The sequence below is a fragment of the Duganella kummerowiae genome, from assembly GCF_053572355.1.
This window is the reverse complement of sequence record NZ_JBKFEH010000001.1, coordinates 35,402-48,135: the sequence shown is the minus strand read 5'-3', so window position 1 is coordinate 48,135 and position 12,734 is coordinate 35,402. Positions and strand designations below refer to the sequence as shown.

At 70.1% G+C, this 12,734-nt stretch carries 12 protein-coding genes; 8 read left to right on the top strand and 4 right to left on the bottom strand.

What is annotated here, in order from left to right; all coding sequences use genetic code 11:
* Positions 1-15 precede the first annotated feature (15 nt).
* On the top strand, positions 16-1,248 hold the full coding sequence (locus tag ACLB1G_RS00235; RefSeq protein WP_491625158.1) for a putative O-glycosylation ligase, exosortase A system-associated: 1,233 nt from the start codon (positions 16-18) through the stop codon (positions 1,246-1,248).
* A complete protein-coding gene (locus ACLB1G_RS00230; RefSeq protein ID WP_491625157.1) occupies positions 1,248-2,141 on the top strand; it encodes a polysaccharide deacetylase family protein in 894 nt (297 codons plus the stop codon). The genes ACLB1G_RS00235 and ACLB1G_RS00230 overlap by 1 nt, the downstream gene beginning before the upstream one ends.
* On the opposite strand, the gene ACLB1G_RS00225 is transcribed toward ACLB1G_RS00230, so the two are convergent.
* From ACLB1G_RS00225 to ACLB1G_RS00215, 3 genes are all read right to left on the bottom strand, one after another.
* Positions 2,109-3,692, bottom strand: a complete 1,584-nt coding sequence (locus ACLB1G_RS00225; RefSeq protein WP_491625156.1) for an asparagine synthetase B family protein — start codon at positions 3,690-3,692, stop codon at positions 2,109-2,111. The genes ACLB1G_RS00230 and ACLB1G_RS00225 overlap by 33 nt on opposite strands.
* 229 nt (positions 3,693-3,921) lie before the next feature.
* Positions 3,922-5,151: a pyridoxal-dependent decarboxylase, exosortase A system-associated gene (locus ACLB1G_RS00220; RefSeq protein ID WP_491625155.1), complete on the bottom strand. Its 1,230-nt coding sequence runs from the start codon at positions 5,149-5,151 to the stop codon at positions 3,922-3,924.
* Entirely contained in the window at positions 5,148-6,728 is a 1,581-nt protein-coding gene (locus ACLB1G_RS00215) for an acyl-CoA ligase (AMP-forming), exosortase A system-associated (protein WP_491625154.1), read from the bottom strand. The genes ACLB1G_RS00220 and ACLB1G_RS00215 overlap by 4 nt, the downstream gene beginning before the upstream one ends.
* Before the next feature lie 158 nt (positions 6,729-6,886).
* Here ACLB1G_RS00215 and ACLB1G_RS00210 point away from each other — a divergent pair, with 158 nt between their 5' ends.
* The 6 genes from ACLB1G_RS00210 to ACLB1G_RS00185 are packed head-to-tail and all read left to right on the top strand — an operon-like array spanning position 6,887 to position 11,375.
* A complete protein-coding gene (locus ACLB1G_RS00210; protein ID WP_491625153.1) occupies positions 6,887-7,618 on the top strand; it encodes a GNAT family N-acetyltransferase in 732 nt (243 codons plus the stop codon).
* Positions 7,618-7,863 (top strand): acyl carrier protein, encoded by a 246-nt coding sequence (locus ACLB1G_RS00205; protein WP_491625280.1) that lies wholly within the window; start codon positions 7,618-7,620, stop codon positions 7,861-7,863. Before ACLB1G_RS00210 ends, ACLB1G_RS00205 begins: the two co-directional genes overlap by 1 nt.
* On the top strand, positions 7,860-8,699 hold the full coding sequence (locus ACLB1G_RS00200) for a hydrolase 2, exosortase A system-associated (protein ID WP_491625152.1): 840 nt from the start codon (positions 7,860-7,862) through the stop codon (positions 8,697-8,699). The genes ACLB1G_RS00205 and ACLB1G_RS00200 overlap by 4 nt, the downstream gene beginning before the upstream one ends.
* Positions 8,696-9,529: a hydrolase 1, exosortase A system-associated gene (locus ACLB1G_RS00195; RefSeq protein ID WP_491625151.1), complete on the top strand. Its 834-nt coding sequence runs from the start codon at positions 8,696-8,698 to the stop codon at positions 9,527-9,529. The genes ACLB1G_RS00200 and ACLB1G_RS00195 overlap by 4 nt, the downstream gene beginning before the upstream one ends.
* Positions 9,523-10,776: a glycosyltransferase gene (locus ACLB1G_RS00190; protein ID WP_491625150.1), complete on the top strand. Its 1,254-nt coding sequence runs from the start codon at positions 9,523-9,525 to the stop codon at positions 10,774-10,776. Before ACLB1G_RS00195 ends, ACLB1G_RS00190 begins: the two co-directional genes overlap by 7 nt.
* Positions 10,761-11,375: a tetratricopeptide repeat protein gene (locus ACLB1G_RS00185; RefSeq protein ID WP_491625149.1), complete on the top strand. Its 615-nt coding sequence runs from the start codon at positions 10,761-10,763 to the stop codon at positions 11,373-11,375. Before ACLB1G_RS00190 ends, ACLB1G_RS00185 begins: the two co-directional genes overlap by 16 nt.
* Here ACLB1G_RS00185 and prsR read toward each other — a convergent pair whose 3' ends face one another.
* Positions 11,376-12,734: a PEP-CTERM-box response regulator transcription factor gene (gene prsR, locus ACLB1G_RS00180; protein WP_491625148.1), complete on the bottom strand. Its 1,359-nt coding sequence runs from the start codon at positions 12,732-12,734 to the stop codon at positions 11,376-11,378.

Genomic DNA, 12,734 nt, shown 5'->3' with positions numbered 1-12,734 from the left:
CAGCGGGAACCCACCGTGCGCGACATCCTCATCACCTTGATCGTGTTTGCCAGCCTGCCCTTGATCCTGCGCGATCCGGTGGCCGGCATCCTGATGTGGGTCTGGCTGAGTGTCATGAATCCACACACCCAGGGCTGGGGCTTTGCCCAGACCTTTCCCTACGCCTACCTGGTCGCGCTGGCCACCCTGTTCAGCGTGGCCGTGGCGCGCGCGCCCAAGCTGCCGCCCTGGTGCGCCTGCACTGCTATGCTGCTGCTATTCATCCTGTGGATGAATGTCACCACCCTGTTTGCCATGTTCCCGGCGGCGGCCCATGAGCAGTGGACCAAGGTCATGAAGATCATGCTGATGAGCCTGGTCACCCTGGTGGTGATACGGCGCCGCGCCCATGTGCACCGGCTGATCTGGGTGCTGGTGCTGTCGCTGGGCTATTACGGCGTCAAGGGCGGCCTGTTCACCCTGCGCGGCGGCGGCGCCGACCGGGTGTGGGGGCCGCAGGGCACTTTCATCGGCGGCAACAATGAAATCGCCCTGGCCCTGGTCATGACCATCCCCCTGATGCTGCACCTGTACCGCCAGCACCGCCAGCGCTGGCTGCGCTGCGGCCTGGCCGCCATGATGCTGCTGTCGGCGCTGGCGGCCCTGGGTTCCTATTCTCGCGGCGCGCTGCTGGCCCTGCTGTCCATGGGCTGCTTCCTGTGGCTGCGCAGCGGGCGCAAGCTGCTGGGGGGCGCCATGCTGGCCGCGCTGGGCTGCGTATTACTGGCCTTCATGCCCCAGCGCTGGGAGCAGCGCATGGATACCATAGGCGACTACCAGCAGGACAGCTCGGCCATGGGCCGTATCAATGCCTGGCACATGGCTTACAACCTGGCGCGCGACCGCTTCTTCGGCGGCGGCTTCGAGATCTCGGAACCGGCCGCCTTCTTGCAGTACGCGCCCAATTCCGCCGACGTGCACGCGGCCCACAGCATTTATTTTCAGGCCCTGGGCGAACACGGCTTTGTCGGCCTGGGCCTGTACCTGCTGCTGGGCTGGTGCGCATGGCACTCGGCGGCGCGCATCGCTGCCCTTAGCCGTGACAGCGAGGAACTGGCCTGGGCCGCCAGCCTGGCCGCCATGCTGCAGGCCAGCCTGGTCGGCTTCGCGGTGGGCGGCGCCTTCCTCAGCCTGCTGTATTTCGACGTACCGTATTACCTGATGGCGGCCATCATCGCCACCCGCTTGCTGCTGGAGCGACGGCCGTGATGACACAGCGGCTCTCCATCCTGATCTACCACCGGGTGCTGGCGGCGCCCGACCCGCTGCTGCCCGGTGTGCCCGATGCCGGCACCTTTGACCGCCACCTGGGCGTGGTGAAGCGTCTGTTCCGTGTCATGCCGCTGGCCGAGGCCTGCGCCCGCCTGGCGGCCGGCTCGCTGCCGGCGCGGGCGGCCTGCATCACCTTCGACGATGGTTATGCAGACAATGCCGAGATCGCCCTGCCCCTCCTGCTCAAACACGGGCTGGGCGCCTGCTTTTTCATTGCCAGCGGCTATCTCGATGGCGGCGTCATGTGGAATGACCGCATCACCGAGCACGTGCGGGCCTGCCGCGGCGCCTGCCTGGACCTCGGCGGCCTGGGCCTGGGCCCGGGCCGGTGGCCCATCGCCACCCCGGCACAGAAAGCGGCTGCCATCGTGCACCTGCAGCAACGCCTCAAATACCTGCCGTACGGCGAACGCGAGCAGGCAGCGGCGCGCCTGGCGCCGCCGCATACCGATCTCATGCTGTCTGCCGGGCAACTGTGCCAGCTGCGCGACAGCGGCATGGAGATAGGTGGCCATACCCTGCGCCACCCCATCCTGGCATGCCTGCCGGATGCCGAAGCCAGGGCCGAGATCGTCATGGGCAAGCGCATGCTGGAATCGCTGCTGGATCAGGAAGTCGCGCTGTTTGCCTACCCGAACGGCAAGCCTGGGCAGGACTACGACACGCGCCACGTGCGCATGGTGGAAGCGGCCGGCTTTCGCGCCGCCGTCACCACAGCTGCGGGCGTGGGCCGCCCCGGCCAGTTGCTGGAGCTGCCGCGCTACACGCCCTGGCAGGCCGGCCGTGGCCGCTACGCCCTAGGACTGATGCACAACCTGCTGCGCGGCTGAGCCGCTGCCGGCAATGCTGACAGGCTGGCCTTGCTGCTGCAGCCATTGTTCCAGCATCATCAAGACCCACACCATGGTGCCGTGGTAGGGCGGATGTTCCGCCAGTCTTCGGCCCAGCAGCTCGTCGATGAAGCCGGCGCGCACGATGCCGCGCTGCTTCAGGCTACCCAGGCTGTCTTCGGCGAGACGCCGCAGGCCGGCATGCGACACCAGCCAGGGTCCCACCGGCAGGCCGAAGCCATGCTTGCGCTTGCGCAGCACGGCGCCCGGCAGGCGGCCGCGCATGGCCTGCTTGAAAAATGGCCGCAACCGTGTGCCATCCAGCTTGTGGCGCGGCGCCAGCTGCAGGGAAAACGCCAGCACGGCGTCGCCCAGAAGGGGAAACGCGGTTTCCACCCCGGCCAGCTCGCACGCCTTGCTGACCTTGACCAGGTCGTTGTCGGCCAGGGTCAGGCGCAAGTCCAGGGCCTGCATGCGGTTGACGATACTCAGCGCCGGCGCCTGCCAGTACAGAGCACTCATCAGCGACTGCGGGGCGCTGCTGTCCACCTGCTCCAGGAATTCCGGCGCCAGCACCCGGGATGCACCGTAGGACCGCAGCAGGTTGTAGCTGTCCAGCCGGGCCGGCATGTCCATCAGCGCCTGGCGCACATAGCTGCGCGCCTTGCGCAGCGGCGCCGTGTCCAGCCGCCCCTCCAGGCCGAACAGCAGCGGTTCCAGCAGCAGTTGCCGCAGCGCCGGCGGCAGGCGCTGGTAGCGTTCTAAACGGGCCTGGGTGGCGTAGCGCTGGTTGCCGCCAAAGAGCTCATCGCCGCCGTCGCCGCCCAGTAGCCGCGTGACGCCGTCGGCCTGGGCCATGCGTGCGCAATAATAGGCCGGCACGGCAGAAGCATTGCCGAATGGCTGGTCGTAAGCACTGGCGATGCGCGGGATGGCTGCCAGCACATCGTCCGGGGTCAGGTACAGTTCGTGGTGTTCGGCGCGATAGTGGCGGGCCACCAGGTTTGCATAGTCCAGTTCGTCGTAGCCGGGCACATCGAATCCTATCGAATAGGTGCGCGGCGCTTCGCCGCTCAGCAAGCCCAGCAGTCCGGCGATGGTGGAACTGTCGGTGCCGCCGCTGAGGAAGGCGCCGGCCCCGCCGCCGGCTATGGCGTCCTGAACGCTGTCCTCGACAGCCGCCAGGAAGCGCTCCTGCAGCGCCTCGAACGGCACGGCGCCGGACTCTTCGAAGCCTGCTTCCCAGTAACTGCCGCACTGGGCCCGTCCGCCCTGGTACAGCAGATACTCCCCCGGCAGCAGGCGGCGCACGCCGCGGTACACCGTGCGCGGCGCCGGTATGACGTGGAAATGCAGGTAATCGTAGAGGGCCTGGCGGTCCAGCTCACGCGGACCGTCTGGCAGCGCCGCCAGCGCCGCCAGGCTGGTCCCGAACAGCAGGCCCTGCGGCTGGCACAGGTAGGCCAGCGGATGGCTGCCGCAGCGGTCGGCGGCCAGCAGGGCCCGTCCCGCCTCCAGGTCCAGGATACACAGCGCAAAGGCGCCGCCCACGGCGGCGCAGGCCCCTGCGCCGCGCTCGCGCCACAGGCGCGCCAGGCGCCGGGCGGCCAGTTCGCGCGCGCCCTCGACGCTGGCGCGGCCACCACCAGCACCCCGGCGCCGTCCTCAACCAGGCTGTCCCAGGGCGTGGCGTCAAAGCGCGACAGCACCCGCCCCATGCAGGCCAGCGCGCGCCGCGTCTCCTCCGCGTCGCCATGGCCGAATACCCCGCACAGGCCGCTCATACCAGCACCTCGGGCGGTTCAGGATGGCTGAGGAAGCCCAGCGGGCTGGCGCTGCGGCCATAGGCGCCCGACTGGAACACCACCACCAGGTCGCCGGGCCCGGCCTCGGGCAACTCAACCTGGTCGGCCAGCACGTCCAACGGCGTGCACAACGGTCCCACGACGGATACCGGCCCGGCGGACGGTCCCAGCATATTGGTGCCTATCGCCACCGGATAGTTCTTGCGCAACACCTGGCCGAAGTGGCCGCAGGCCGCCAGGTGCTGGTGCAGGCCGCCGTCGGTGACCAGATAGCTGCGGCCGCGCGAATGCTTGCGCTCCAGTACCCGGCAGACGTAAATGCCGGCTTCGGAGACCAGGTAGCGGCCCAGTTCCAATACCAGGTGGGCATCGCCATGCTCGCTGCGCAACTGCTGCACGGCGTGTTGCAGCCCGGCGGCCAGTAGCGCTGGGTCCAGCCGCTGCTCGCCGGGGAAATACGGCACCCCGTAGCCGCCGCCTATGTTGAGCATGCGCAGCGGCGATGGCGCATGCACCGCCAGCCGCAGTCCCAGCTGCACGCAGGCCGCCTGCGCCTCCCGGATGGCGTCTACCGACAGGTTCTGCGAACCGGCAAAGATGTGAAAGCCGTGGAAATCCAGGTCCAGCTCGGCCAGGCGGTGCAGCATGGCGGGCACGCGCGCCTCATCCACCCCGAAGGGATGGGCGCCGCCGCCCATCCGCATGCCGGCGTGGCGCAGTTCAAAGTCGGGATTGACCCGCACCGCCACCTGCGGCCGCAGTCCCAGCGCCTGGCCGCCCGTCGCCGCCCGCTCCATTTCCTGCTCCGACTCCAGGTGCAGCAGGGCCCCGGCGGCAATCGCCCGGCGCAGTTCGGCGTCGGTCTTGCCCGGACCGGCAAAGCTGATGCGCTGCGGCGCCATGCCGGCATCCAGGGCGATGGCCAGCTCGGCCGTGGAGGCCACGTCCATCCCGTCCACCTGGCCGGCCACGAAGTGCACCAGGGCAGGCATGGGATTGGCCTTCATCGCATAGCTGAGCGCCACCCCGGCCGGCAGGACCGCGCGCAGGGCGGCGATGCGCTGGCCGACCTGGCGCCGCTCGTAGGCGTAGAACGGGGTGCGCCCGACCCGTTCAGCCAGGCGCCGCAAGGACAGCCCGCCCACCTGCAGGCAGCCGGCGGCGATCTCGAACGGCGGCAGCGGCGCGTGCTCCGGCCGGCTCATTGCAGCGCCTCCGCATACAGGTGCGATAGTTCGACCAGCAACAGCTTGCGGTCTATCTTGCCGTTCGGATTGCGTGGCAGGGGCTGGCGGCGCAGGTCCACCGAAGTCGGCACCATGTAGGCCGGCAGGGCCGACTTGCAGGCGTCCACCAGCATGGCAGCCTCCAGCATCAGCCCGGGCGCGGCCGTGGCCACCAGCACGATGGACTGGCCCAGGCGCGGATGCGGCACCCCGATGGCGGCCACCTCCTCCACCAGGCCGGTGGCAGCCACCACGTCCTCCACCTCGGCCGGACTGACCCGGTAGCCCGAGGTCTTGATCATGTCATCGCTGCGGCCGATGAAGTACAGATAGCCTTGCTCGTCGCAGCGCACGGTGTCGCCTGACCACACGGCGATTTCCGGGAGCGGCAGGCCCGGCCGGGACGGCAGGGGCCGGAAACGCTCGGCCGTGCGGCGCGCATCGTTCCAGTAGCCCAGCGCGACCTGGGCGCCCCGGTGCACCAGCTCGCCCGGTTCGTTGGGAGCGCAGGGGCGGCCGTCCGCATGCAGCACCAGCACCTCCGCGTTGGGGATGGCCTTGCCGATGGAGTCCGGCCGCCGGTCGACCTCATCCGGCGGCAGGTAGGTCGAGCGGAATGCCTCGGTCAGCCCGTACATGAGGTAGACCTGGGTGCGCGGAAGCGCCTTGCGCAGGGCCGCCAGCACATGGCGCGGCATGGCGCCGCCCGAATTGGTGATGTAGCGCAGCGTGCAATGCGGACTCCAGGTCAGCGGCGCCAGCTGGGTCCACAGCGGCGGCACAGCGGCCAGGCCGGTGATGCGCTCGCGCTCCACGGCGTCGATGATGTCGCGCAGCAGCAGGTGGTTGATCAGCACGGCGCAGGCCCCGCTCAGGAAAGCGGTGGTCAGCTGGCTCAGACCGTAGTCAAAGCTGAGCGGCAAGACGCACAGGATGCGGTCGTCCGGGCAATTTCCGAGGTAATCGGCCACGCTGAGCGCGCCCGCCACCAGGTTGCGGTGCGACAGCACCACGCCCTTGGGCTGGCCGGTGCTGCCGGAGGTGTACAGGATGGCCGCCATGTCGGTATCGATGCGGCGGTGCGGCGCGGCGTCCGCCGCCTGCCGGCAGTCGTGCCAGGCCATCAGCTTCAGCCCGGACATGGGCGGCAGGCCGACCACCGAGCCCAGCAGCACCACCGCGCGCAGGTCGGGGCAGCCGGGCAGCACCGCCGCCAGTTGGCCGAAGCGCTCGCGCGAGGTGACCAGGATGCGCACATTGCAGTCGCGCAGGATGTACGCGACCTGCTCCGGCTTGAGCAGCGGATTGATGGGTACGAACACGGCGCCGGCCGCCGCCGCGCCTAACATGGCGACCACGCCTTCATGCCGTTTTTCCAGGTAGACGGCCAGCCGCTCACCCGCGCCCAGGCCCAGCCCCAGCCAGGCGCTGGCAGCCTTGTCGACCTCGTAGGCCAGGCCGCCATAGCTGAGCGCCGTGCCCTGGTAGGCCAGGGCCTGGGCCTCGGGCGTGCGCCGGGCCGACTGGTAAATGAAGTCTTGGATGAACTGGGTCATGGCGCGGATCCGGAAAGTAAGTTTCCCGCCATGATTCCGCCTAACCATGACGCCGGTATTGAGCTGGCTCAAGCGTTAGCATTGCTTGATTTGGCGCAAACAGGCACGGCATGACGGGGGGTTTAATCGTCTTCACGTCGTTTCCGCCGGGGGCTCCCATGCGCAGTACGCTCCATCCACATGCTCTGCATGCCGTGTTTTCCGCAGTGCGCCTGCTGGGCTGCGGCAACGCCGCCTTGTACGCCTTGCACCGCCTGCTGGACCGGTTGAGCGGCGGGCGCTGCGGCGTGCAGCGTTACCTGTTCCTGGCCCAGCCGCTCAAGCATGCCGCGCCAGCCCGCGCGCGTGGGGCCGGCATCGACATCCGCCCACTGGACCCGCAGGCTCCGGCAGGGGGCTGGCCCCGGCCGCCGGACGTGATCGAGGCGCGCTGGCGCCAGGGCGCCCAAGGCCTGGGCGCCTGGCGAGGTGGCCAACTGGTCGGTTTTCTCTGGTACGCCTTCCACAGCTGGCAGGAAGACGAAGTCAGGGCATGCTACCGGCTGGCGTCGCCGCTCGCGGTATGGGACTTCGATGTCTGGGTATGTCCGGAGCAGCGCCTTGGACCGGCCTTCCAGCGCCTGTGGGACGGGGCCAGGACCCGCCTGCGGGAGCAGGCCGTGTGCTGGACCTGCAGCCGCATCTCCGCCTACAACCCCACTTCACTGCGCGCCCACGTGCGTCTCGGCGCGCGGCGCCTGGGCAGCGCCGTGTTCATCCGCTGCGGCCCCTGGCAATGGATGCTGTCCGGGCTGGCGCCTTATTGCCACTGGTCGCGCGGTGATCACAGCTTCCCCACCTTTGTGTTCGACACCAGCCCCCTTCCCCACCACCCGCCACAGGAGCCATGATGTCATCTCTAGAACTCGTCCAGGAAGTGCTGCGCGACAGCCTCGGCCTGGGCCGCATGCCCCTGCCGGCCGACACGCCACTGCTGGGCAGCCTGCCGGAACTGGATTCGATGGCGGTGGCCGGCTTGCTCACCGCGCTGGAACAGCGCTTCGGCATCGCCATCCACGACGACGAAATCAGCGCGCGCCATTTCGCCACCGTTGGCACCCTGGCCGGCTTCGTGCAAGGGAAGCTGCCCCAATGAAGCCGCCGCCCACACCACCCGTCCAGTGCTTTTTCCTGCAGGCCCGCCAGGGCGGCCGCTATTGCCTTTACCATCCGGCCGCACCCGGGACGGTGCGCCAGGGCGCCATCCTCTACGTGCACCCGTTTGCCGAGGAGCTCAACAGCAGCCGCCGCATGGCAGCGCTGCAGTCGCGCGCCTTCGCCCAGGCCGGCCATGACGTGCTGCAGATCGACCTGCACGGCTGCGGCGACAGCAGCGGCGACTTCGGCGACGCACGCTGGGAGGGCTGGCGCGACGACCTGGCGCTGGCCTGGGACTGGCTGGGCCGGCACGGCGCGACGCCGCGCTATCTGTGGGGGCTGCGCCTGGGCGCCCTGCTGGCGCTGGAATTTTCCGTGCTGGCCCGGCCGCGGCCGCAAGGCCTGCTTTGGTGGCAGCCTGTGCTCAACGGCAAGGCACACCTGCACCAGTTCATGCGCATGGAGCGCGCCGCGCGGCTGCTTGCCGACGACCTGCCCCCCGCGCGGCAGGAGTTGGAGGCAGACATCGAAATCGGCGGCTACACGCTGGCAGCCGCCCTGCGCACCGCGCTGGAATGCGCCGACGCCGCCCAATGGGCGCCGCCCTGCCCGGTTTACTGGCTGGAGCGGGCAGTCCCGGCCTGGAACGGCGGCGGCCGGGACCCCAGCCAATCCGGCCTTGCCCCGGCCTCGGCCGCCCTAGCCACGCAGTGGGCGGAACAAGGAGTGCCGGTTCAGTTGCGCGCTTTGCCAACGCAGGCATTCTGGGCCACCAGCGAAGTCTCCGAATGCCAGGCCCTGCTGGCCGCCACCGCGCAACTGGAGCTGGCATGACGCAGCAGTCCGAAGCGGCCGCCCTCACCTTCTGGTGCCAGGACAGCCTGCTGACCGGCATCCTGCACCTGCCCGCCACCTCCGGCCCGCGCGGCGTGCTGGTGGTTACCGGCGGACCGCAGTACCGGGTCGGCAGCCACCGCCAGTTCGTGCTGCTGGCGCGGCGGCTGGCCCAGGCCGGCATCCCGGTGCTGCGCTTCGACTATCGCGGCATGGGCGACAGCGGCGGCGCCATGCAGGGATACCAGCACATCGGGCCCGACCTGGACGCCGCGCTGGATGCGTTTTTCGCCCGCGTCCCTGCCTTGCGCGAAGTGGTCCTGTGGGGCTTGTGCGACGGCGCCACGGCGGCCGCCCTGTATGCGGCAGGCGACCACCGCGTGGCCGGGCTGGTGCTGCTCAATCCCTGGGTGCATACGGGATCCGGGCTGGCGCGCGCCACGCTGCGCCACTATTACTGGCAGCGGCTGCTGGATCCCGGCTTCTGGCGCAAGCTGGCCGGGGGGCGGCTGCGGCCCGGAACATCGCTGCGCTCGCTCGGGGAGCTGGCTGCCGGCGCCTGCGCGCCCGCCCGGCCGGACAGCCTGCCGCACCGCCTGCGCCAGGCCCTGGGCCGCTTCTCCGGCCAGGTATTGATCTTGCTGAGCGGCGCCGACTTGGGCGCCCGCGAATTCATGGCGCTGGCCGACACCGACCCGGACTGGCGCCATCTGCTGGCCCGGCCCCAAATGCGCCAGCACCTCATTCCCCGTGCCAACCACACCTGTTCCAGCCGCACCTGGCGCGGGCAGGTGGAGCGGCTGTGCGTGGACTGGATGGCGTCATGGTAAAGCGGGTGCTGATGGTGGCCTTCCATTATCCGCCCTTGAACGGGGGAAGCGGCGTGCAGCGTGCCCACTCGTTCAGCCAATACCTGCCGCAATCAGGCTGGCAACCCCTGGTGCTGGCGCCGTCGCCCTCGGCCTATCCGCAGCGCGGCGGCCCGCCCGATGCCGGACCGGCCCTGGTCTGCCGCACCCCGGCCCTGGACGCCGGCCGCCACCTGGCCATCCGCGGCCGCTATCCCGGCCTGCTGGCCCAGCCCGACCGCTGGCTGTCCTGGTGGCTGAGCGCCGTGCCGGCCGGCCTGGCCCTGATACGGCGCCACCGGCCACAGCTGATCTGGTCCAGCTATCCGATCGCCACCACCCATCTGGTGGCGCTGGCCTTGCACCGGCTGAGCGGCCTGCCCTGGGTCGCGGACCAGCGCGACCCGCTGACGGACGACGGATATCCGACCGACCCGCTGCGGCATCGCATCCACCGCTGGATAGAGCGGCAAGCTGCGCGGCGCGCCGCCGCCGTGGTCTGCACGGCGCCCGGCGCGCTGGCCCGGTGGCAAGCGGACTACCCCGAACTGGCGCACGAGCGGCTGCACCTGATCGAGAACGGCTACGACGAAGCAGCCTTCCGCGCTGCGATCAGGCTAGGCGCCGCGGCTCCGGCCCCGGGCCCATTCCGCCTGCTGCACAGCGGCGTGGTCTACCCCTCGGAGCGCGATCCTTCCGCCCTGTTCGAGGCCATGGCCTGCATCGAGCGCGCGCGGGCCTGGCCGGCCCCCGGCTTCCGCCTGGTGCTGCGCGCCTGCGGCCACGAACCCCAGCTGCGCGCCCTGGCCAGCCGCCACGGCGTCGGCCACCTGGTCGAATGGGCGCCGGCCCTGCCCCACCAGGCGGCGCTGGCCGAAATGCTCACGGCAGACGGCCTGCTGTTGCTGCAAGCCGCCAATTGCAACCGGCAGGTGCCGGCCAAGCTGTACGAATACCTGCGCGCGCGCCGCCCCCTGCTGGCCCTGACCGATCCGCACGGCGACACGGCGGCCGTGCTGCGCGCCGCCGGCGCCGGCGCCATCGCCCCGCTACACTCGGCGACCGCTATCGCCGCCGCCCTGCAGGAGTTCCTGCACCGCTGCCAGGCCGGCGCGGCGGCGCTGGCCGAACCGGGCTGGCTGGCCAGCCGCAGCCGCGCCGGCCGCAGCCGCGACCTGGCGGCCTTGTTCGACCGACTCACCAAGGAGCCGCCATGCGCAGCCTCCTGACCACGCTTGCCCTGCTGTTGGCGCCTGCCGCCGCGCACGCCCAGTGCGGCGAACTGGCACACCACGACCAGGGCGGCGACTACACCAATGCCGACGACCGCCAGGGCCTGCGGGTGGTGGAGCAATTCCACTTTACCCCGGCCGTCGAGCAGTTGCGGCGCGGCGCCACCGACACCCTGGGCGGCGATATCGGCTATACGCTGGAGCACTTTCCCAACCACCACCGCGCCCTGTCCGCCATGGCCAGGCTGGGCCTGCGCGACAAGACGCCCAGGCCGGCCGGGGCCCGCTACACGGTGGCCTGCTATTTCGAGCGCGCCATCCGCTTCAGGCCGCAGGACGCCAGGGTGCGTGCGCTGTACGGCGGCTACCTGCTGGCCCTGCAGAGCCAGGACGCGGCGCTGGAACAGCTGGCAGAGGCGGCGCGCCTGGAGCCGGACAACGCCACCAGCCACTACAATCTTGGCCTGCTGTACCTGAAGCGCAAGGATTACGCACATGCCCGCGAAAGCGCCCTGCGTGCCTATGCCCTGGGCTTTCCCCTGCCGGGGCTGAGGAACCAGCTGGCCGCCGCCGGCCAGTGGCGCCAGCCGCAGTGATCACTTCAGCCCGTGCTGGTTCATCAAGCCGTACAGGGTGGGCCGGCTGACGCCCAGCAGTTCGGCGGCCCTGGCGATGTTGCCGTCCACCCGGGCCAGCGCCCGCACCAGCACCCGGTACTCGGCCGCCTCGCGCGCCTGGCGCAGGCTGAGTGGTTCCTCCTGCGGTTCATTCAGTGGCCCGCCCAGTGGCAGCCCAAGGTCGGACAGCGTGATGCGGCTGCCTTCGGCCATGATGACGGCACGCTTGATGCAGTTTTCCAGTTCGCGCACATTGCCCGGCCAGCCGTGGGTCTCGATGGCCGCCATGGCCTCCGGCGTGAAGTGCAGCAGTGGCCGGCCCTCGCTGGCGCAGAACTTGTTGCGGAAGTGGTGGGCCAGCAAGGCGCAGTCTCCGCCCCGCTCGCGCAGCCGGGGAATCGCGAGCACGATCTCGCTCAGGCGGTAAAACAGGTCCTCGCGGAAGCGTCCGGCCTCGGCCAGGGCCTGCAGGTTGCGGTGGGTGGCGCACACGATGCGTACATCCACCGCGATTTCCTCGCGCCCGCCGACCCGCTCGATCACCCGCTCCTGCAGGAAGCGCAGCAGCTTGGCTTGCAGCGCCGGGGCCATGTCGCCGATTTCATCGAGGAAGAAAGTGCCGCCCTCGGCCAGTTCGATCTTGCCCGCAGTCTGCCGCTGGGCCCCCGTGTAGGCGCCTTTTTCATAGCCGAACAGTTCGCTCTCGAGCAATTCCTCGGGGATGGCGGCGCAATTAATGGCGACAAAGCGCTTGTCCTGGCGCCCGCTCATGCGGTGCAGTGCCCGCGCCAGCAATTCCTTGCCGCTGCCGGAGTCACCCAGCAGCAGCACGGTGGCCGAGGATGGCGCCACCCTTTCCACGCTGCGGCACACTTTGAGCATGCCCGGATCACGGCTGATGATGCCGGCCAGCGGCGTATCGGCCTGGACCTGCTGCATGCGCCGGATCTCCTGCTGCATGGCGTGCAGCAGGCGGGCACGCTGCAGCACCAGCGCCAGCAGGTCCGGATCGGGTGGCTTCTGGTGGAAATCGTAGGCGCCCATGGCGATGGCCTGCAGCGCGTGGGCGCGTTCCTGGCTGCCGGACAGGACGATCACCTTGGTGTCCGGCGCCAGGGCCAGCATCTGGCGCAGCAGGGCCAGGCCCTCGCTGGCGCCGTCGGGGTCGGGCGGCAGGCCCAGGTCCATGGTCACCACTGGCGGCTGGTGGCGGCGCAGCAGGGCCAGGGCGCTGTCGCGGTCGGCGGCCGGCAGCACCTCGTAGTCGGCCAGGCTCCAGCGCAGCTGGCGCAGCAGGCCCGGATCGTCTTCCACCACCAGCAGCTTGGGTTTGCCCAT

Coding starts and splice junctions, on each gene's coding strand:
- ACLB1G_RS00230 (WP_491625157.1), top strand. CDS start 1,248: ATGACACAGCGGCTCTCCATCCTGATCTACCACCGGGTGCTGGCGGCG.
- ACLB1G_RS00220 (WP_491625155.1), bottom strand. CDS start 5,151: ATGAGCCGGCCGGAGCACGCGCCGCTGCCGCCGTTCGAGATCGCCGCC.
- ACLB1G_RS00215 (WP_491625154.1), bottom strand. CDS start 6,728: ATGACCCAGTTCATCCAAGACTTCATTTACCAGTCGGCCCGGCGCACG.
- ACLB1G_RS00210 (WP_491625153.1), top strand. CDS start 6,887: ATGCGCAGTACGCTCCATCCACATGCTCTGCATGCCGTGTTTTCCGCA.
- ACLB1G_RS00205 (WP_491625280.1), top strand. CDS start 7,618: ATGTCATCTCTAGAACTCGTCCAGGAAGTGCTGCGCGACAGCCTCGGC.
- ACLB1G_RS00200 (WP_491625152.1), top strand. CDS start 7,860: ATGAAGCCGCCGCCCACACCACCCGTCCAGTGCTTTTTCCTGCAGGCC.
- ACLB1G_RS00195 (WP_491625151.1), top strand. CDS start 8,696: ATGACGCAGCAGTCCGAAGCGGCCGCCCTCACCTTCTGGTGCCAGGAC.
- ACLB1G_RS00190 (WP_491625150.1), top strand. CDS start 9,523: ATGGTAAAGCGGGTGCTGATGGTGGCCTTCCATTATCCGCCCTTGAAC.
- ACLB1G_RS00185 (WP_491625149.1), top strand. CDS start 10,761: ATGCGCAGCCTCCTGACCACGCTTGCCCTGCTGTTGGCGCCTGCCGCC.
- prsR (WP_491625148.1), bottom strand. CDS start 12,734: ATGGGCAAACCCAAGCTGCTGGTGGTGGAAGACGATCCGGGCCTGCTG.